Consider the following 19,267-nt stretch of genomic DNA (forward strand, 5'->3'; position numbering starts at 1 on the left):
GGATCAGCGTCCCTGCCACTGGGGTTCGCGCTTCTGCGCGAAGGCCAGCGCACCCTCGGCGGCATCCTTGGAGAACAGCGCGGGCAGCGCGATTTCGCCCTGCTTGGCGAAACCCTCCGCGACGGACCAATCCGGCGATTCGTCGATGATCCGCTTACTCGCCGCCACCGAAAGCGGTGCAGCCGCAACGATTTCAGCCGCCAGGGCCAAAGCACCGTCGAGTGCCGCACCGGGCTCGGTGACCCGGTTGACCAGTCCGAGCTGGTAAAGCCGTTCGGCATCGATGCGGCCACCGGTGAGCGCCAGCTCCGCGGCCATGGGACGCGGCAGCCGCTGGGTCAGCCGCAGTACGCCGCCGCCCGCGGCGACCAGACCGCGCTTTACTTCCGGAATTCCGAATTGGGCATTGTTCGCGGCGACAATGAGATCACCGGAGAGCGCGAGTTCGAAGCCACCGGCCAGCGCGAAACCCTCGACCGCCGAAATCATAGGCTTGACAGGCGGTTTCGCGGCGATGCCCAGCGGACCGCGCTTCGGGGTTATCGGCATCTCCCCCTTCGATGCCGCGACGAGATCCATTCCGGCACTGAAGGTTCCGCCCGCACCGGTGAGCACGAGCACGCGCGCGGTATCGTCGGCCTCGAATTCGTCGACCGCCGCCTCGATGGCCTGCGCGGTGGCCAAATTGACGGCGTTGCGGGCTTCCGGACGATTGACGGTCAACAGCGTTATCGCATCACGCTTTTCGACCAGCACGAGATCGGGCCCACCCGTCTCCCGGCCACCACCCGTTGTGGAGTCGCTGTGCGACGCTGCATTCATTTGACAGTCCTCTCGGTGAGCAAGGTGAGCTTGTCGGCGGCGATCACGTGGGCCTGCGCGCCGATCGGGTCGCCGTCGGTGAACGCCGCGACGGTTTCCGAATCGGACGCCCGAACCAGTATGCGGGCACCGGCCGGAGTCAACGCGGAGATCACCACGGCCTCGGGTTCGTCGGCGTGTTCGGGCGCGGGGCCCTTGCGATAGGCGACGGTGTAGGCCTCGACGGTGGCCGGTCCGGTGTAGCCGGGCGCCGTATCGCGCCGTGCCACAGGCACTTCCGGTTCGTCGGCATGGAAGAGTCGCGCGGGCGGGCGAGCGGAGTAGACGCCGATGGCGTGCTTGGTGACGTACCAGCCGAGTGCGCTCGCCAGGCCGTAGGCCGATGGATCATCGCGCAGCCGACCAGCCAGCGTCGCGATCGAATGGGTCGCGTAGTTGTTGCCGGGGCCGCCCGCGAAGGTGAGTCCGCCGGTGACCGACAGCGGCCGCGCCGGATCGTCGATCGGCAGCCCCAGCGCCTCGGCCGCGACCTGCACCGCGACCGGGAAGCACGAGTACAGGTCGATATGCGCGACATCGTCGATGCCGATACCCGCACCCGACAATGCGGCCCGCCCGGCCGCGGCAATGGCCGGTGAACTCGACATATCCGCACGTTCGGAGACGAACCACTCGTCGGTGGCGCTCGCCCCACCGTGTGGAAAGACCCAGCGGTCCCTCGGCACGCCCGCAGCATCGGCCGCCGCCGCACTGCACAGGATCAGCCCCGCGCCCTGATCCACGGACAGATTCGCGACGAGCAACTTCGGATACGGCGACGACACCATGCGATTCGCGCGCGACGGCGTCACCAGATCCTCGATCGACTGTTCGGCGAGCTGCCACGCATACGGATTCCGGGCGGCCACCGCCGAGAGCCGCGACCACAGTCCGCCGATGCGCTCGCGATGCGCGGCCTCGCTCAGGCCGAGCCGTCCGCGCAGCGCGGTCTCCATCAGCGCATAGAAATAGATCGGCCCCCACAGTCCCGCCGCGGTCTCCATCTCGGTATTGGGTCCGCGTTCGGTGCCGATGAACTCGGTCGGCCGGACATCCTCGCCCTGCTCGGGCCAGCCGAGGGCGGCGCCGGTGCGAGTGGCCGCATTCCAGGATGCGACCGATTCGGCCCCGGTGATCAGCGCGACCTCGCACCGTCCGTCGGCGATGGCCTGGGCGACGGTATTGATCAGGCGCTGCGGCGCGTCACCGCCGAATCGCGCGGATTGCAGCGTGCGCTTCGGCGCGGCGCCCAGTTCCGCCGCGACCAACCCGCCGAGATCCGGATACGGCCTGCTGACCGGGGCCGCGGCCGCGATCAGATCGGCCGAGCGCAATAGCCGATCCCCGGTGCCGCTATCGGCGCCCGCGCGGCGCAGCGATTCGGCGGCGAGTTCGACCGGTCCGGGCAGTCCGGGCTCGCCGGTTCGGTGCACGATCTGTCCGACGCCGGCGAGTACCGGCGTGCGCGGGTCCAGTCCGGGTGGCAGCATGGTTCCTCCACTCTTTACCGTCAATGTTGACGGTAACTTGCGTTCGATTAGAACAAACGCGCATGCGCGCAAGCAATGTCCTGCCAACTGACTCGCGGGTAAGATCCAGGAATGGCCTCGAATATCGCGCTGCGGTTCGTCGACGACCGCGCCTACGTCACGCTGGACCGGCCGGATAAGCACAATGGCCTGACCATCGAGATGCTGCGCGATCTCGTCACGACCGCGCATACCGTCGCAGATCACAAGGAAGTCCGCGCGGTCATCCTGTCCGGCAACGGTCCGAGTTTCAGCAGTGGCCTCGATATCGCGGGTACGAGCCGCGATCCGCTTGCCGTCATCCGCGGCTTCATCCCGCGGCCCTGGCGCGGCACCAATACCTTCCAGGAAGCCTGCTGGGCTTGGCGTCGGCTCTCGGTGCCGGTGATCGCTGCGGTACACGGCCACTGCTACGGCGGCGGGCTGCAGATCGCGCTGGCCGCCGACGTCCGCTTCGCCAGCGCCGACGCGGAATTCTCGGTGATGGAGGCCAAGTACGGTCTGGTCCCGGATATGACCGGCGCGGCGACGCTGTCCCGGCTGATCGGTGTCGACAAGGCGCTGCTGCTCACCATGACCGCCGACATCGTCGACGCCGCATACGCCGAGCGAATCGGCCTGGTCACCGAGGTGGCCGCGGACCCGGTCGCGGCGGCGGAAAAGCTCGCCGATCGCATCGCCATCCGCTCCCCGCTCGCCGTCGCGGGAGCCAAACAACTCTTCGATCGTTCCTGGCACGCCTCGGCTCGCCGCACCTTCGCGATCGAGCGGGCCACTCAGTTGCCGTTGATCCTGCGTCAGGCCATATCTCGTAGTCGCTGATCACAATTCAGGTAGCGCTGCGCTTACAACTTTCCAGACCAATCACACAAGCCACCAATTTCCCCGGTTTCACTGTTAGCATCTTGAACGATTTGCCAGCCAGCCGAAATGTGACACGACACACGAGGTGGGGGGCGTGCGTATCGTGCCACTTCGGCCAGAACCGGAGGGCTTTGAGACTTGCACAAGACCGCGTCCGCCTTGCTCTCGGCACTGGCAGGAGCTTCGGCCTTGCTCCTCGTAGCGACTACCCAAGCCACGGCAAACCCCAATGCGATCAACCCGATTCCGGTGCTGAACGGCACCAATGGACTCCCCAACCTGGTCGGCCGAACCAGGGCGGTATTCCAGGTGACCGGCATGGCCAGCCCGAATAACACCCAGGCCTATAACGTGCTCGGCACCGATCTGGGCATCATGTGGGACAACGGCGACGGCGAGATGCTGACCGCATTCGGCGATACCGCCGGACTCGGCCTGCCGAATCTCCTCGCGGGCAGCACCTGGGCGTGGCGCAGCAATATTCTCGTGCGCAGCCACACCCACGATCCATCCAACGGCATCTACTTCGACAGCGTCGTGCGCGATATCTTCGGCCAGGCGCGCGATCTGATTCCGAGCCCGAAGATTCCATTCATCGAGATCAGCCGTATCCCCACCGCGGGAATTTCGGTCGGCGGCGTTCAGTACATGAGCCTGATGTCGGTGCAGAGCTGGGACGATGTCGGCCGGTGGACCACGAATTTCTCTGGGCTCGCCGTTTCCGGCGATAACGGCGAGACATGGGCCGAGCTACCCGAGACCAGACGTCCGAACGAGGGCGGTAACGCCAACTTCCAGATGAACGCCTTCGTCAAGAACGGCGGGTACGTCTACGAATACGGCACCCAGTCCGGGCGCAACCGGGCGGCGTATATCGGGCGGGTCCGCGAAGGCGATGTCACGAATCTGGCCGAGTACGAGTACTGGGACGGCGAGCACTGGAGCAAGAAGGGCGATGTCAATGCGGCGGCGCCGATCATGGGGGGCGTCGGCGAGATGTCGGTGATGTACAACGAGTACCTCGGCCAGTTCATCTCACTCACCACCGATCCGTTCAACTCGGTGGTCATGCGACGAGCCGCCTCGCCCGCGGGTCCGTGGAGCGATCCCGAGGTGCTCATCGACACCCGCGAACTGCCGGCCGCATACGCTCCGTCGATCTTCCCGTACCAAACCGGACGCGACCTGTACTTCGTCACCACGGTTCACACCCAGTACAACGTCGTCCTGATGCGTACCTCCCTCTAGTCCCGCCACAACGGCACATGGCCGCGACCGTGTGCCGTTGCGCGTGTTCCCCGACTTGACCTCAATTGCACTTCAGGTATGAAGCTGGGTCGCGTTGTGTAGCCGAGCTTCGGGAGAGACCATGGGCACCACCCTCACATCCAGCGAATCAGATACCGGCACTTCGGATTTGCGTGAATGGCTGCGTGCGCATGCGCGGCCGATCTCCGATACGGATTCGAATGGCACCGGATCGGATATTGCGGCACTAACCGAGCGGCTGGGATCGGCGACCGTGGTCGGGCTCGGCGAGTCGACCCGCTTCTCTCGACAGACTTTCGGACTGCGGGAGCGAGTATTCCGGGTGCTTGTCGAGGAGTACGGTTTCCGCGCGCTCGCAGTGCAGGACAGTGCGCGTTCCGGTGAGCGGCTCGATGCCTATGCGGGGAACGGCGCGGGTGATCCCGAGTCGGTGCTCGCGGGTGCGTGGCGGCCGACCCGTACCGGCGAAATGGCGGCGGCACTGGTGTGGATTCGCGAATTCAACAGGGAGCACCCGAACGATCCCGTGCGGATTTTCGGCGTCGAACCGCCGCGTGCGGAACCGTCGGATTACGACGTGGTGCTGGATTATGTCCGGCAGCAGGCACCGGATCGGTTGGCCGCCATAGAATCCCACCTCGCTCCGATCCGCACCGCACATCAAGTAGATGAGCATGTGCAGCGCCATCAGGGAATTCACCCCGGCCGCCCGTTCCTCGACGACGCCCGCGATGCCTTGGCATTGTTCGCAAAGCTTCCGGTGACCACAGAACTCGAAAACGTACTGACGCATCTGCGGCTCATCGTCGAATTCCACGAGAAGAGCGTTGCCGGGCAGGGCGGTTTCGCGCGCGACGAGCGACCCGCCGCGAATCGGGTCATCGAATGGCAGCGCGATAGCGGCGCGAAGATCGCGTATTGGGACGGCATCGCCCACACCGCGGCCCTCACCCTCGGTGACGGTCCGGCGGAAGCCGCCGAATTCCGCGGTACCGGTAGCTATTTGCGCGAACATTTCGGTGCGCGGTACATCTCGGTCGCCATCGGCTTCCATCACGGGAATCTCGGTATGGCGGTGGCACCGGAACCGCTGCCCGACTTGGTCGACGCGGCGCTGGGCGAGGTAGATCTGTCCGCGTTCTACGTCGACTTGCACAACGACGCACCGGAATCGGTGCAACAGTGGCTGCACGGACCGGCGAAGCTGCGCACGATCAGCGGTATCTACGATCCGGCCAAGGACGCCGCCGCCCACACGAGCGTGCGATCTCTCGTCGATGCTTTCGACGTCCTCGTCCACATGCGCGAGACCTCGCCGGTGCACTGGTTGCCGCAAGCGAGTTCTTAGAGCTCGCAACCGCCCGCGATGATCCCCGTCGCAAAGCCGCCGACGGGATTCGCGATCGTCGCGGGTGTGCGGCTGTTACGCAGTGCGCGGCGGGGTGCAGGGCGCACGACCGCCGCAGGGCGCACGACCGCCGCAGGGCGCCACGACCGCCGCAGGACACACAGCCGCCGCAGGGCGCCACGACCGCCGCAGGACACACAGCCGCCGCGGGGCGCACAGCGGTCGCAAAGCGCACGACCGTCGCAGGGCGCACAGCCGCCGCAGGGCACATAGCGGTCGTTGGGCACACAACCACCGCAGGGCGCTTAGCCGCCGCAAGGTGCTTAGCCGCCGCAGGCCGCACAGCCGCCGCAGGGCACATAGCGGTCGTTGGGCACACAACCACCGCAGGGCGCTCAGCCGTCGCAAGGTGCTTAGCCGTCGCAGGGTGCATAGCGGTCGTTCGGCACACAACCACCGCAGGGCACACAACCACCGCAGGGCGCTCAGCCGTCGCAAGGTGCTCAGCCATCGCAAGGTGCTCAGCCATCGCAAGGTGCTCAGCCATCGCAAGGTGCTCAGCCATCGCAAGGTGCTCAGCCATCGCAAGGTGCTCAGCCATCGTTGGGCACACAGCGGTCGCAAAGCGCACGACCGCCGCAGGGCGCACAGCGGTCGCGAGGTACGCGGCCATCGCGAGGTACGCGGGGCAAATACACTCGCGCATATGGACGCGACCGATTGGGATACGCGGTATGCGCAGAGTGAACTGGTTTGGGGCGCACCGCCGAACAGCACTGTGGTGGAGCATGTCTACGGACTGGAGCGGATCGCCCCGCTGGTACCGGACACTCCCGACGGCGATCCGCCCGGCCTGCCGCGTGCCCTCGATCTCGCCTGTGGTGAAGGGCGCAACGCGCTGTGGTTGGCCACGCACGGCTGGCAGGTGCACGCCGTCGACTATTCACAGGTGGGCGTCGACAAGGGCCGCACCATCGCGACCCGGCTGTCCCGCTCGGTCCGCAGCCGGATCAGTTGGCAGTGCGCCGATGTCACCGATCTGGATGCCGCGGGCATCACCGGCCCATATGAACTCGTGCTGATGGTCTTCCTGCACCTGCACGCCGAACAACGCCGCCCACTGGTCCGCCGCCTCGCCGATCTGCTCGCCCCCGAGGGCACCCTGCTGATCCTCGGCCACGACACCACCAATCTCACCGACGGCTTCGGCGGCCCGCAGGACCCCTCGGTCCTATTCACCCCCGACGACATCATCGCCGATCTCGGTACCGACCCCGAACGCATCCGGGTCCGCCTCGCCGACCGCGTCTACCGCCCTACCGAGGAACGCGACGCGATAGACGCCCTGGTCATCGCCACCAAACCCCCGGCAGACCCGCCCACCGTCGAACCCGCGCCTCCCAGCTAGCCGAGGCTGGACCAGCGCTGCAACCAGGGCGCGACCGTGTCGGTAATGATGTCGAATCCCGACCGGAAGGAATGCGGCTGACCAGGGATTACGCGGACCTCGGCAGCGTCGGCGGGGTCGGGGATCCCGAATGGGTCGTTCGCGCCGTTGATCACGATCACTTCGATATCGCCCGGAGCCAGCAGTTCTTCGCGACGCGTCTGCTCCGGCTTACCCGGCGGATGCAGCGGGAAGGACAGCGCGAGCACGCCGCGCGCGCCCGCGGCAATGGCGGTGCGGCAGGCCACCCGAGCGCCATTGCTGCGCCCACCTTGGATCAGCGGAACCTTCTTCACTCGCTTGCGCAGGTCGGTCACGATCTCGAGCCACGCCTCGTCCTGTTTCACCGCCGAACCGGGGGCGCGTCGTCCGGCGACCCGGTACGGCTGCACCACTCGCGCCACCGCGCCGCCCAGTTCGCGGGCGCAGTCGCGCACGGCGAGCAGGTCTTTCGCGTCGACACCGCCACCGGATCCATGCGTGAGCAGCAGTAGGAACGCCGCTTTGCGCGGCTTGTCGAACTCGATCTCCGCGGGCCCGGCGCTCGTCTCGATTCGCACATTTCCAAGGTAGTCCCCAGCTATCCCGAGACGCCCAGCCACCCGCAGCGCGGCGGCCGCCAGGAATGCGTCGGCAAACCCGGCGCGATCCTCTACTACGCGAGCCGTAGACGAACGGCAACGCCTTCGAGTGTTTTTCACGTCACATTGCCCGCTCGAGCCTTTGCGACCCCATTACCGACCGGTAATATGGCACATAAGTTACCCGCGAGTAGCATGCGGAGAAACCGGCACGGCTACCCGGTGGACGGACAACGGGCGGGAACGGCAACCAACCGACCGCACCAACTCAACGGAGAGTGAGTAACAGACATGGGCCACTACAAGAGCAACGTCCGCGACCTGGAGTTCAACCTCTTCGAGGTACTCGGCCTCGGCGCCATCCTCGACAGCGACGCCTACGGCGATCTCGACAGCGAAACCGTCAAGGAGATGCTCAACGAGGTGCGTCGCCTGGCCGAGGGTCCGCTGGCCGATTCGTTCGTCGACGGTGACCGCAACCCGCCGACCTTCGATCCCGAGACCCACACGGTCACTCTCCCCGAATCGTTCAAGAAGTCCTACCGCGCGCTGGAAGACGCCGGCTGGGCCAAGGTCGCCGTCCGCGAGGAGCTGGGTGGCCTGGGTGCCCCGAGTGCCGTCTCCTGGGCGCTCGGCGAGATGATCCTCGGCGCCAACCCGCCGGCTCAGATGTATGCCGCCGGTGCGGGTTTCGCGCAGGTGTTCTACAACAACGGCACCGATGAGCAGAAGAAGTGGGCGCAGATCATCGCCGACCGCAACTGGGGCGCCACCATGGTGCTGACCGAGCCGGATGCCGGTTCGGATGTCGGCGCCGGCCGCACCAAGGCGATCGAGCAGGAGGACGGCTCCTGGCACATCGAGGGCGTCAAGCGCTTCATCACCTCGGGTGATTCCGACGACCTGTTCGAGAACATCATGCACCTGGTGCTGGCCCGCCCCGAGGGCGCAGGCCCGGGCACCAAGGGTCTGTCGCTGTTCTACGTGCCGAAGTGGCACTTCGACTTCGAGACCCAGACCCTGGGCGACCGCAACGGTGTCTTCGTCACCAATGTCGAGCACAAGATGGGCATCAAGGTCTCGGCCACCTGTGAGGTCACCTTCGGCGGCCACGGCGTGCCCGCCAAGGGCTGGCTGGTCGGCGAGGTGCACAACGGCATCGCGCAGATGTTCGACGTCATCGAGAACGCGCGCATGATGGTCGGCACCAAGGCCATCGCGACCCTGTCGACCGGTTACCTGAACGCGCTGGACTACGCCAAGCAGCGCGTCCAGGGTGCGGACCTGACCCAGATGACCGACAAGGCCGCCCCGCGCGTCACCATCACCCACCACCCGGACGTGCGCCGCAGCCTGGCCCTGCAGAAGGCCTACGCCGAGGGGCTGCGCGCCATCTACCTCTACACCGCCGCACACCAGGATGCGGATATCGCCGAACTGGTCTCCGGCGCCGATAAGGATGTGGCCTTCCGCGTCAACGATCTGCTGCTGCCGATCGTCAAGGGTGTCGGTTCCGAGCGGGCCTACCAGTACCTGACCGAATCGCTGCAGACCTTCGGTGGCTCCGGCTTCCTGCAGGACTACCCGATCGAGCAGTACATCCGCGACGCGAAGATCGACTCGCTCTACGAGGGCACCACCGCGATCCAGGCGCAGGACTTCTTCTTCCGCAAGATCGCCCGTGACCGCGGCGTCGCGCTGGCCCACGTGGCCGGCCAGGTGCAGAAGTTCATCGAGTCCGAGGCGGGCAACGGCCGGCTGAAGGCCGAGCGCAAGCTGCTCGCCACCGCGCTCGAGGATGTGCAGGCCATGGCCGCCACCCTGACCGGGCACCTCATGGGCGCCCAGGAGCAGCCGTCCGAGCTGTACAAGGTCGGTCTGGGTTCGGTGCGCTTCCTGCTCTCGGTCGGTGACCTGCTCATCGGCTGGCAGCTGCTGCGTCAGGCCGACATCGCCATCAAGGCCCTCGACAATGGCGCGACCGGCGCCGACGAGGCGTTCTACCAGGGCAAGGTCGGCGTCGCGCAGTTCTTCGCACGCAATGTGCTGCCGGAGCTGACCGCGACCCGCGCCATCCTGTCCAACCTGGACAACGACATCATGGAGCTGGACGAAGCGGCGTTCTGATCCAATAGGTTTCGCACGCAGCGGCCCCGGATTTTCCGGGGCCGCTGTTGTTATTTGGTGCGGTGCAACATCTCTCGGGCGGGCTCAGCGAGATCGATCGTCGGTTGTTCCGGATCTTCCGCCAGCACAACGGTATTGCCGCCCAGCCGTTTCGCCTGATACATCGCGTTGTCAGCACACCGCAGCAGCAATCGCGGCCGTCCCGCGCCCGTGCCGCCGTCGCACACCGCGACACCGACACTGGCCGTGACGGTGACGGATATGCCGGGCGTCTCCGCCACGGCCAGGCGCAATCGCTCGCCCAGACTCAGCGCGGCAGCGCGATCCAACTGATCGACCACCGCGAACTCCTCCCCGCCGGTGCGGGCGACCACGGCATCGGGATCGGCCGCGGCGCGCAACCGTGCGGCCGTCGAGACCAGCACCTCGTCACCGATGGTGTGGCCGAAGGTGTCGTTGACCGCCTTGAAGTGGTCGAGGTCGAGGGTGATCACGCACAGTCGGCGCTGGTATCGCGAACGGTGCGCGTAATAATCGAGTCCGCGGCGATTCAACAGCTTGGTCAGCGGATCCGAGAGCACATCAATGCGCAACACCCAGTAGCAGAACTGCAACGCGGGCAGCACCACCACGATGGCCGCGACCATGATCAATACCATCGCGCCGGCCAGCGCGAGATCATTTCTCTGCGCGTCGGTCACCAGCAATACGGCCAGCGCACCCACCGTGAGCAGCGACCATCCGGCGTGCGCGGCGAGTGCCTTCGGACTGTGGAAGAACGTGATGTAGGCGCCGGTGACCACGAGCAGCATCGCGCTCAATGCGCCGTACACCCGATCGCTGTCCACCAGGCACGATGCCGTGATCGCGACATCCGCCCAGGTCAACAGGGCCAGCGAGGTGACGGCGCGAGGCCATGGGAACAGCCACCAGCGGACCGTCCACACCGCGGCCGTCGCACCGGCCACCGCGAAGATGGTGCGGCCCACCGTGCCGTTCGGACCGGCGGGCGACATCCAGATCAGAATATTGATCACGAGCATGATCGCACCGCCCGCGCCGATGATCGCCTTGATCAGGCGCAGCCCGGAATGAGATTCGAGTGTCCGCACGAACCAGCGATAGTGCGCCGGATCGCGCCACCAACTCCGAAGTATCGCGCGACTGTCACCCATGGAGCCACCGCCTAGCGTTCACGAAATCCTGCTGGATGTACCGAACAGCTTTGCCATTTCGAGCGACCATTAAGCAAGCGGTGACAGGCCAGCCCCTGCCGAAGCCCCCGTCTCCTGATGATCTTCAGTGTAGCGGTGGTCACATGTCGGCCTCCAGCACACAGGAGCCGGACATAGATCACAAAACGGGGCACAATGACCGGGCAGACCGCGCGCAAGAAGGGATCGTCCGGATGAACCGATCGCTGTCCGCACTCAGCAGAGCCGGTGTACTCGCCGCCGCAATATCGGTCGCGCTGGCCGGACCGGCCGCCGCAGATTCGAATTTCCTGCTTCCCATTCCTGGCATCAACCCCATTCCAGGCATCAACGGACAGCCACGCGGCCTGCCGCGGTTACCCGGACTGACCCAGGCGGTCTTCCAGATGACCGGTATGGACAGCCCGAATCGCACCCAGAACGTCAATGTGCTCGGCACCGACCTCGGCGTCATGTGGGACGACGGCAACGGCCGGATGATCACCGCCTTCGGTGACAGCGCGGGCCTCGGCTTCCCAAACCTGCTCGTAGGCAGCGTCTTCGCTTGGAGCAGCCAGGTACTTTTCCACAGCTCGACCAAGAATCCGTCGCAGGGGATTTCCTTCGACAGCGCCGTGACCAATCCGCTGCCGAGCCCGAAGATTCCGGGTATCGAGATCAGTCTCATTCCGACAGCGGGCATTTCGGTCGACGGGGTGCAGTACATGAGCCTGATGTCGGTGCGCGAATGGGGTGAGCACGGCAAGTGGTCGACCAACTTCTCTACCCTCGCCGCCTCCGGTGACGGCGGGCAGACCTGGACCCCGCTGACCACGACCCGGCGCGCGAATGTGGACGGCCATCAGAACTTTCAGCTGAATGCCTTCCTGAAGGACGCCGGCTACGTCTACCGCTACGGCACCCCGGCAGGTCGGCTGAATCCCGGATTCGTCTCGCGGGCAATGGAATCCGATATCGCTGATCTCGATCGCTACGAATACTGGGACGGCAAGGAGTGGAAGCCCGAGGCCAAGGACGCCACGCCGATCGTCGGGGATGTCAGCGAACTGTCGGTCATGTGGAACGAGCATCTCGGCAAATTCATCATGCTCACCACGGACTCCCGGAATTCGGTGGTGTTGCGCACCGCATCGGCGCCGGAGGGACCATGGAGCGAGCCGGAGGTGCTCATCGACGGCCCCGCGCTGCCGAGCGCCTACGCGCCGATGATCTTCCCGTATCAGACCGGCGGTGACCTGTACTTCTTGCTGTCGGTATGGAACCAGTACAACGTCCTGCTGATGCGAACCCCGTTGTAGGAGTCGCCTACTCGCATTTCACGACAGGTACCGGGTCGTACTTCACCGTCCGCGTGGTGCGCGAGATCTGCCGACCGGTTTTGCGGTCGGTGATGACTCGCGTATCGGAAATGGTGAACCCCGGCGCGCCTTCGGTGGCGATGCAGTCCTTGCCCTTGGGGAGTTTGATCTCGGTGGGCTCGGTGGGTTTGGTCTTCTCCCCGGTGATGGATTCGACGTTGACCGTCTTGGTGCCCCAGAGGCGGACGGTGACCTCGGAGTCGGTGGTCGATGTTTCGATGTAGACACCGGACTGGCTGCTATTGCGGAACTTGAGGTCGATGGCGCCGTCGAAAACGGTGGCCTCGCGGGCCGCCGGATAGCGGGAAATGTAGTAGCTGTGCTCGGTGTGACCGGCATCTTCCATGCCCGCGAAATAGGCGGCGTTGTAAAGGGTGGTCGCGAACTGGCTGATGCCGCCGCCGACCGCGGTACTCGGGCGACCGTGGTCGATGATGCCGGATTCGACGTACCCCTCGGCGGTGCCGCGGGGGCCGGTGAAATCGTTGAGCGAGAAGGTTTCTCCCGGCTTGACGATGGCGCCGTTCACCTTCTTGGCGACCACGCGGATATTCACACCGGACGGCCCGCTGAAGCCGCTCGTGGTGAATTGGCCCATCACCTCGGTGACGCCGAGTGCGTTGGCGGCCTCGGTGGTGAGCTTGGGATCCACCTTCTCGTAGACGGCCTGCGCGGTGCGCTCCTGCGGGGCGACGACGAGATTCGGCAACTGCTCGAACGTCTTCGCCCAATTGATCTTGTCGCCGACCACGGCCGGAACCACCGTCGCGCTCGACCCGGTCACAGCGAAGGTTGCATCCTTGGCCTCGACCTCGGACGGCGCGAGTTGCGGACCCAGCACCCCGAGTGCGACATCCTGTTTGAAGGACGGAGCGAGACCGCCCTGACCATCGGGTGCGAAGGACAGTATGGATGCGATCTGCTCCGGCTCCAGCTTGCCCGCCGCATCGTTCTTGCCCGCGAACACAATCGGCGCACTCACCGCCGGTTCGGCAATGGTGTGCAGAGCCTGTTCGACCGCCTCCGCGCGCACGGCAATTGGTGCGGCCGTCTCCGGAAGATCCAGCAGCGCACCGAGATACCAGTTTTCGATGAGCGCGGTGCGCGCGGCCGGAACATCGAGGATGCGGCCGGGTACCGGCGGCACGGCGACCGGGCGGGCGCCGTCGAAGGCGATGGTGCCCTCGACCGTCGCGCGGTCGTGCACGCGCAGGGCGGTGAGCTGGGCATCGAGTGCGTTCTCGTCGACGGTGCTCGCCACCGGCACCGTATGCGTGACGAACAGCGAAGTCAGTCTGGTGAACGGATTGAGCGGCTGGCCGCCGATGCGGGCCCAGGTGGCATCCCAATCCACCCCCAGGCCAGCGGTTTTGGGGGTGAGCCTGGTCTGCACGTCGCCGATTTGCAACGGCAGTTCCTGGTCGGCGCGCGGATCCAGCGCGGTGCGCAACCGAGCCTCCGCGGCCGCGGTGTCCGCACCGCCGATATCGATACCGGCCACGACGACGCCGCGCGGTACGTGACCCGACGAAAGTACAAGGTCCGCAACGTAAGCCAGACCGCAAACCGCTATCAGTGCGCCGACGCCGATACCGATGCGTTTCGCGATGGGCGATCTCAGCCCACTCGGTCTGGACGGCTGTTCGGGTGCGCGACCCCGCTGCCCGCCGGTGGGCGCGGTTGCCTTGGGCCGCCGAGATGCCCGCAGTGGCTCGGTCGGCATGGCATCCCCAGCCCACTCCGGTGACTGATGTCCCGACGGAGCCGGCTGCTGAGCGGCCGACTGGGGCTGCGCCGCGGGCTCGGACGACCCCGGTTGCTGCTGCGCCGATCGCGGCCTGGGCGGCTGCGGCGTCGTGTCCGTGCCCGGCGCCTGCTGCGAAACCGTGCGCGGCGGCGGTGGCTGCTGCGGTGCGGCGGATCGAGCCGAGTCGAGGAGCTGTCGTAGTCCGACCTGGCCGCCTTCGTGTCGACCCTGCCGCCCGGTACTCGATTCGCTCGTCACGAACCGTCCTCCCGCTCGATTGTAAGGAGCCCGCACGGTGCGAGCCCCGCCAACGATAGTGGTCTCCACCGACATCGTCAGCACAGCGCGGTCCATCAGCAAATCCCGTGCAACGGACCACGCCACACATGGAAGGGCCCCGCGAAGTTGCCGGGTCGGGGGTCTGGCAACTACGCGGAGCCAATCCGTTTATCTGGTCCGGCGCACTGCGCGTTACACATGCGCGGGACAATCGAGCTGAACTTCCTGCCACCAGGGCTCCGCACGCGACGAGGGAGATGGATGGAATGCAGCTGGGAATGATCGGCCTGGGTCGGATGGGCGGCAATATCGTGCGCCGGATAGTCAAGGACGGCCATACCGCGATCGGCTTCGAACGCAGACCCAAGATGATCGACACGCTCGTCGCGGAGCTGGGCAGCGATGGTTTCCAGGGTTCCACCGATCTCCAGGACTTCGTATCCCGGCTGGAGACCCCGCGCGTGGTCTGGGTGATGATCCCGGCCGCGGTGACCGGTCAGGTGATCGACCAGGTCGCCGAGCTGCTCGAGCCCGGCGACATCGTCATCGACGGCGGCAACAGCCGCTACCACGACGACATCGCGCGCGCCGCGGCATTGAAGCCCAAGGGCATCCACTATGTGGACATCGGCACCTCGGGCGGCGTCTTCGGACTGGACCGGGGCTTCTGTCTGATGATCGGCGGCGAGGCCGAGCCGGTGGCACATCTGGATCCGCTGCTGAAGTCCATCGCTCCGGGGGTCGGGGCGGCCGAACGGACGCCGGGCCGCACGGGCGAGCCGTCACCCGCCGAACAGGGCTATCTGCACTGCGGGCCGGCCGGAGCCGGCCATTTCGTGAAGATGGTGCACAACGGCATCGAATACGGCGCGATGGCCGCCTACGCCGAGGGACTGAACATCCTGCACAAGGCCGATATCGGCGCGACGCACGATGCCGTCGCCTCCGCCGAGGAGACCCCGCTCGAACATCCGGAGTGGTACCGATACGACATCGACGTGCCCGAGGTGACCGAGGTGTGGCGGCGCGGTTCGGTGGTCGCCTCGTGGTTGCTGGACCTCACCGCGAGCGAGCTCTACGCCGATCCGACCCTGGAATCTTTCGACGGCCGGGTATCGGACTCCGGCGAGGGCCGCTGGACCCTCGACGCCGCGATCGATACCGGCGTCCCCGCGCCGGTGCTCGCGGCGGCGCTGTTCGCGCGGTTCTCCTCGCGCGGCGAGGCGCTATACGCGGACAAGATGCTCTCGGCCATGCGCAAGGCCTTCGGCGGTCACATCGAGCTGCCCCCGGAGTAGGACTACCCGAAAACTCACCGTCTCAGACAAAATGGCACTGGCGTAGCTCGGCTCGGTCGCCTACTCGACCCGCCTCGCACTGCCGGTACTGCCCAGCGCCGCGATCGAGGTCGACGTGAGCGAACGGCTGTGGCGCACCGGACTTTTCGCAGTCGAGGGGGCAACGCGCGAGAACATTTGTCTCGCATCGACATTCAAACAGGATATGGCCAACGGACTGCGCATCTCCCGCTCGACCTGGGCCGAGAATCCGCCGCACGCCCGCGACGGACTCACCGCGGTCCCAGCCTCGTCCGATTCGCCGCCCGCGGAAGTCTGGTGCGCTGACGCCCGGGCGGGAAGTCGTTACGGTAGACGTTATGGAGTACGCGACGTCTTCCTTCTCGGAGAACCTGCGCCGATACGCCCCGGAACTCCTGCCCGGCAGCGATTTCGGCAATGCCACGGTGCACGGGCAGGACATCGCGCCGCACGGCACCACGATCGTGGCCGTCGCCTACCGCGGCGGCGTGCTGCTCGCCGGCGACCGGCGCGGCACCATGGGAAATCTGCTGGCCAGCCGGGATATGGAGAAGGTGTTCATCACCGATACCTATTCGGCGGCGGGTTTCGCGGGCACCGTGGGCATGGCCATCGAGATGATCCGGTTGTTCGCGGTCGAGCTCGAACACTACGAGAAGATCGAGGGTGTCGGGCTGACCTTCGAGGGGAAGGCGAACAAGCTGTCGAAGATGGTGCGCGACAATCTGCCTGCCGCCCTACAGGATATGGCGGTGGTCCCGGTGCTGGTCGGCTACGACCTGAGCGCCACCGCCCCGGAGAAGGTCGGGCGGATCTTCTCCTACGATGTCGTCGGCGGTCGCAGCGAGGAGCGCTTCGGCTATACCGCGGTCGGTTCCGGTTCGCTGTTCGCGAAGTCCTCGCTGAAGAAGACCTACAGCCGTGGCATCGATGAGGATCAGGCGCTGCGGATCACCGTCGAATCGCTCTTCGATGCCGCCGAGGACGACACCGCCACCGGCGGACCGGATCTCACCCGTGGCATCTATCCGACGGTGGTCGTCATCAATGCCGAAGGCGCAGTGGAGGTTCCGGCGGATCGGCTGGCCGAGACCACCCGCGAACTCGTCGAGGATCGGGCGGCACTGGCTCGCGAATGAGTCCTCAGGGGGACTCGCCGTAGAGGGCGCGGAAGTCCTCGAGTGTGCCGGTGTAGTACTCCAGGTCGTCGAAGAGCTGAGCACGCGTGATCTGTTCGGGCTGGTCGCGCTGTAGCTGCTCGCCCTGCTCGGACCAGAATGCCGAGGCCGGGAGGCGGTCGGTGCCCTCGGGCAGGAACTTGATCGCCTCGTCGATTGCATCGGCGGCGAACTGCCAGTTCATCTCCACCGTTTTGCGATCCTGTTCGGGGTTGCCCTGGTAGGCCAGGTCCGCATCGAGCGCACGGCGTGCGAAGGTGCCCGAGATCAGGATCCACTGCCCGGCGTCGACCAGCGGGGAGACGCCGAGACCGAACCGCACGTCGAGCCTCCGGCACGCCGCCTCGGAGTCGTACCGGATTTCGACGTCACCGAACGTCGAGTGCATTGTCCATGCGTGTTCGCCTTCGGTCAGCGAGGTCTGGGGCGGGCTCGCATCGACGTTCTCAGCGGCGGCGAGCAGGCTCAGGTAGATCTGCGCTTCGGCCAGGGTCCTCGCGGTCGGCATCCATCGCTCCTGTACCCGATAGCGGTCTCGGACAAAGGTTCCGAATAGAACCAACCTACCCGGTCGGGCGAGTCGAAACCGGAGTTCTCCGATCTCGACACGAAATCCATTGACATCGAGCAGAACTCACAATTCGCGAGGTACGAAAGCAGAAGGAGGCGTCCGGCTGAGCCGGACACCACCTCCTGTCGGCTATTTCGGACTCAGCGCTCCAGGATCGCGACGACGCCCTGTCCGCCCGCGGCACAGATGGAGATCAGCGCGCGACCGGATCCCTTCTCCGCCAGCAGCTTCGCGGTGGAGGCGACGATGCGGCCGCCGGTCGCGGCGAACGGGTGACCCGCGGCGAGCGAGGAACCGTTGACGTTCAGCTTGCTGCGATCGATCGAACCGAGCGCACCGTCCAGGCCCAGGCGCTCCTTGCAGTACCGATCCGACTCCCACGCCTGCAGCGTGGCGAGCACCACCGAGGCAAAGGCCTCGTGGATCTCGTAGTAGTCGAAGTCCTGCAGGGTCAGGCCATTTCGGGCCAGCAGGCGCGGCACCGCGTAGGTCGGCGCCATCAGCAGGCCGTCGGGGCCGTGGATGTAATCGACCGCGGCGACCTCGGAGTCGACGAGATGCGCGAGCACCGGCAGGTTGCGCTCGGTGGCCCATTCCTCGCTGGACAGCAGCACCGCGGAGGCGCCGTCGGTGAGCGGGGTGGAGTTACCGGCGGTCATGGTGGCATCGCCCAGTTTGTTGCCGAACACCGGCTTCAGGGTGGCCAACTTCTCGATGGTGGAACCGGGACGCAAATTGTCGTCGCGGGTCAGGCCGAGGAACGGGGTGATCAGATCGTCGAAGAAGCCGCGGTCGTAAGCGGCGGCCATATTCTTGTGCGAGAGGTAGGCCAGTTCGTCCTGGGCCTCGCGCGCGATACCGAATTCCTTGGCGGTGATGGCGGCGTGCTCACCCATCGACAGACCCGTGCGCGGTTCGGCATTGCGCGGGATCTCGATGCCGAGCATGGCGGGGCGCAGCTGCCCGACCAGCTTGAGGCGGTCCTTATTGCTCTTGGCGCGATTGGCGTCGAGCATCCACTCGCGCATGGACTCGCTGACCCCGATCGGGGCATCGGAGGTGGTGTCGGTGCCGCCGCCGACACCGGCATCGATGCGGCCGGCGGCGATCGCGTCACCGACGGTGACGATCGCCTGCAGACCGGTGCCGCAGGCCAATTGGAGGTCGTGGGCCGGGGTGTAGGGGCTGAGCTTGCTGCCGAGCACGCTCTCACGGACCATGCCGTGCTCGCCGACCCGCTTGAGCACCGCGCCGCCGACGACCATGCCCAGGCGTTCGCCCTGCAGGCCGAACCGGCTCACCAGACCGTCCAGTGCGGCGGTGAACATGTCCTGGTTGGAGGCGTGGGCATAGGCCTTATCGGAGCGGGCGAACGGAATCCGGTTGCCGCCCACGATCGCAACCGGGCGTGGGCCCTTCTTTGCCGTGCTCTTCGCTGAACGGGCTTTGGTTGTCACTCGAGTCTCCAAGGTCTCGTCGGGTGCCCCGGTGGGCCGTTCGACACGGACGTGTCCGCGCAGATCGGCGCCCCGTCGCGGTTGGTTTACTTTAAACTTACTCTGGAGTAAGTTTGTT

Annotated in this window: 15 protein-coding genes; 8 read left to right on the top strand and 7 right to left on the bottom strand. The window is 66.1% G+C overall.

Translation table 11 applies throughout. From position 1 onward, the window contains the following. Positions 1-3: 3 nt before the first annotated feature. Both ACIBW7_RS00345 and ACIBW7_RS00350 read right to left on the bottom strand, forming a co-directional pair. On the bottom strand, positions 4-822 hold the full coding sequence (locus tag ACIBW7_RS00345; protein WP_397042657.1) for a crotonase/enoyl-CoA hydratase family protein: 819 nt from the start codon (positions 820-822) through the stop codon (positions 4-6). Beyond that, the gene (locus tag ACIBW7_RS00350; protein WP_397042659.1) at positions 819-2,351 is read right to left on the bottom strand and encodes an acetyl-CoA acetyltransferase; all 1,533 of its coding nucleotides are present in this window, start codon (positions 2,349-2,351) and stop codon (positions 819-821) included. Before ACIBW7_RS00350 ends, ACIBW7_RS00345 begins: the two co-directional genes overlap by 4 nt. 111 nt (positions 2,352-2,462) lie before the next feature. Between ACIBW7_RS00350 and ACIBW7_RS00355 the strand changes: the two genes are divergently transcribed. The 4 genes from ACIBW7_RS00355 (at position 2,463) to ACIBW7_RS00370 (ending at position 7,279) form a co-directional block, all read left to right on the top strand. Then, entirely contained in the window at positions 2,463-3,212 is a 750-nt protein-coding gene (locus ACIBW7_RS00355; protein ID WP_397042661.1) for a crotonase/enoyl-CoA hydratase family protein, read from the top strand. Between the two features lie 180 nt (positions 3,213-3,392). Then, positions 3,393-4,502: a DUF4185 domain-containing protein gene (locus ACIBW7_RS00360; protein ID WP_397042663.1), complete on the top strand. Its 1,110-nt coding sequence runs from the start codon at positions 3,393-3,395 to the stop codon at positions 4,500-4,502. Between the two features lie 121 nt (positions 4,503-4,623). After that, positions 4,624-5,871, top strand: a complete 1,248-nt coding sequence (locus ACIBW7_RS00365; RefSeq protein ID WP_397042664.1) for an erythromycin esterase family protein — start codon at positions 4,624-4,626, stop codon at positions 5,869-5,871. A 706-nt stretch (positions 5,872-6,577) separates the two neighbouring features. Then, positions 6,578-7,279, top strand: coding sequence for a class I SAM-dependent methyltransferase (locus ACIBW7_RS00370; protein ID WP_397044088.1), 702 nt, complete (start codon positions 6,578-6,580; stop codon positions 7,277-7,279). On the opposite strand, the gene ACIBW7_RS00375 is transcribed toward ACIBW7_RS00370, so the two are convergent. Next, complete coding sequence (locus ACIBW7_RS00375) at positions 7,276-7,878, bottom strand: alpha/beta family hydrolase (protein WP_397042666.1); 603 nt, start codon at positions 7,876-7,878, stop codon at positions 7,276-7,278. The genes ACIBW7_RS00370 and ACIBW7_RS00375 overlap by 4 nt on opposite strands. 312 nt (positions 7,879-8,190) lie before the next feature. On the opposite strand from ACIBW7_RS00375, the gene ACIBW7_RS00380 reads away from it, so the two are divergent. Then, positions 8,191-10,026 (top strand): acyl-CoA dehydrogenase, encoded by a 1,836-nt coding sequence (locus tag ACIBW7_RS00380; protein ID WP_397042668.1) that lies wholly within the window; start codon positions 8,191-8,193, stop codon positions 10,024-10,026. A gap of 50 nt (positions 10,027-10,076) precedes the next feature. Here the strand turns inward: ACIBW7_RS00380 and ACIBW7_RS00385 are convergent, their stop codons facing one another. Next, positions 10,077-11,201 (bottom strand): diguanylate cyclase, encoded by a 1,125-nt coding sequence (locus tag ACIBW7_RS00385; RefSeq protein WP_397042670.1) that lies wholly within the window; start codon positions 11,199-11,201, stop codon positions 10,077-10,079. A 233-nt stretch (positions 11,202-11,434) separates the two neighbouring features. On the opposite strand from ACIBW7_RS00385, the gene ACIBW7_RS00390 reads away from it, so the two are divergent. Continuing rightward, positions 11,435-12,538: a DUF4185 domain-containing protein gene (locus tag ACIBW7_RS00390; RefSeq protein ID WP_397042672.1), complete on the top strand. Its 1,104-nt coding sequence runs from the start codon at positions 11,435-11,437 to the stop codon at positions 12,536-12,538. Between the two features lie 7 nt (positions 12,539-12,545). On the opposite strand, the gene ACIBW7_RS00395 is transcribed toward ACIBW7_RS00390, so the two are convergent. Next, entirely contained in the window at positions 12,546-14,321 is a 1,776-nt protein-coding gene (locus ACIBW7_RS00395) for a VanW family protein (RefSeq protein WP_397042673.1), read from the bottom strand. Between the two features lie 569 nt (positions 14,322-14,890). On the opposite strand from ACIBW7_RS00395, the gene gnd reads away from it, so the two are divergent. Next, positions 14,891-15,922: a phosphogluconate dehydrogenase (NAD(+)-dependent, decarboxylating) gene (gene gnd, locus ACIBW7_RS00400; protein ID WP_397042674.1), complete on the top strand. Its 1,032-nt coding sequence runs from the start codon at positions 14,891-14,893 to the stop codon at positions 15,920-15,922. A gap of 359 nt (positions 15,923-16,281) precedes the next feature. Further along, the gene (prcB, locus tag ACIBW7_RS00405) at positions 16,282-17,082 is read left to right on the top strand and encodes a proteasome subunit beta (protein WP_397042676.1); all 801 of its coding nucleotides are present in this window, start codon (positions 16,282-16,284) and stop codon (positions 17,080-17,082) included. Positions 17,083-17,086: 4 nt separating this feature from the next. Here the strand turns inward: prcB and ACIBW7_RS00410 are convergent, their stop codons facing one another. Together ACIBW7_RS00410 and ACIBW7_RS00415 are read right to left on the bottom strand one after the other, a co-directional pair. Continuing rightward, on the bottom strand, positions 17,087-17,629 hold the full coding sequence (locus tag ACIBW7_RS00410; protein ID WP_397042678.1) for a hypothetical protein: 543 nt from the start codon (positions 17,627-17,629) through the stop codon (positions 17,087-17,089). A gap of 203 nt (positions 17,630-17,832) precedes the next feature. After that, positions 17,833-19,149, bottom strand: coding sequence for an acetyl-CoA C-acetyltransferase (locus ACIBW7_RS00415; protein WP_397042680.1), 1,317 nt, complete (start codon positions 19,147-19,149; stop codon positions 17,833-17,835). Positions 19,150-19,267 lie beyond the last annotated feature (118 nt).

Origin of the sequence: Nocardia sp. NPDC049526 (assembly GCF_044465765.1) — a bacterium.
In the GTDB taxonomy this organism is placed as follows: domain Bacteria; phylum Actinomycetota; class Actinomycetes; order Mycobacteriales; family Mycobacteriaceae; genus Nocardia.

What these genes read in the sequence shown, in the direction of transcription:
- ACIBW7_RS00345 (WP_397042657.1), bottom strand. Translation starts at nt 822, where the DNA reads ATGAATGCAGCGTCGCACAGCGACTCCACAACGGGTGGTGGCCGGGAG.
- ACIBW7_RS00350 (WP_397042659.1), bottom strand. Translation starts at nt 2,351, where the DNA reads ATGCTGCCACCCGGACTGGACCCGCGCACGCCGGTACTCGCCGGCGTC.
- ACIBW7_RS00355 (WP_397042661.1), top strand. Translation starts at nt 2,463, where the DNA reads ATGGCCTCGAATATCGCGCTGCGGTTCGTCGACGACCGCGCCTACGTC.
- ACIBW7_RS00365 (WP_397042664.1), top strand. Translation starts at nt 4,624, where the DNA reads ATGGGCACCACCCTCACATCCAGCGAATCAGATACCGGCACTTCGGAT.
- ACIBW7_RS00370 (WP_397044088.1), top strand. Translation starts at nt 6,578, where the DNA reads ATGGACGCGACCGATTGGGATACGCGGTATGCGCAGAGTGAACTGGTT.
- ACIBW7_RS00380 (WP_397042668.1), top strand. Translation starts at nt 8,191, where the DNA reads ATGGGCCACTACAAGAGCAACGTCCGCGACCTGGAGTTCAACCTCTTC.
- ACIBW7_RS00385 (WP_397042670.1), bottom strand. Translation starts at nt 11,201, where the DNA reads ATGGGTGACAGTCGCGCGATACTTCGGAGTTGGTGGCGCGATCCGGCG.
- ACIBW7_RS00390 (WP_397042672.1), top strand. Translation starts at nt 11,435, where the DNA reads ATGAACCGATCGCTGTCCGCACTCAGCAGAGCCGGTGTACTCGCCGCC.
- ACIBW7_RS00395 (WP_397042673.1), bottom strand. Translation starts at nt 14,321, where the DNA reads ATGCCGACCGAGCCACTGCGGGCATCTCGGCGGCCCAAGGCAACCGCG.
- gnd (WP_397042674.1), top strand. Translation starts at nt 14,891, where the DNA reads ATGCAGCTGGGAATGATCGGCCTGGGTCGGATGGGCGGCAATATCGTG.
- prcB (WP_397042676.1), top strand. Translation starts at nt 16,282, where the DNA reads ATGGAGTACGCGACGTCTTCCTTCTCGGAGAACCTGCGCCGATACGCC.
- ACIBW7_RS00410 (WP_397042678.1), bottom strand. Translation starts at nt 17,629, where the DNA reads ATGCCGACCGCGAGGACCCTGGCCGAAGCGCAGATCTACCTGAGCCTG.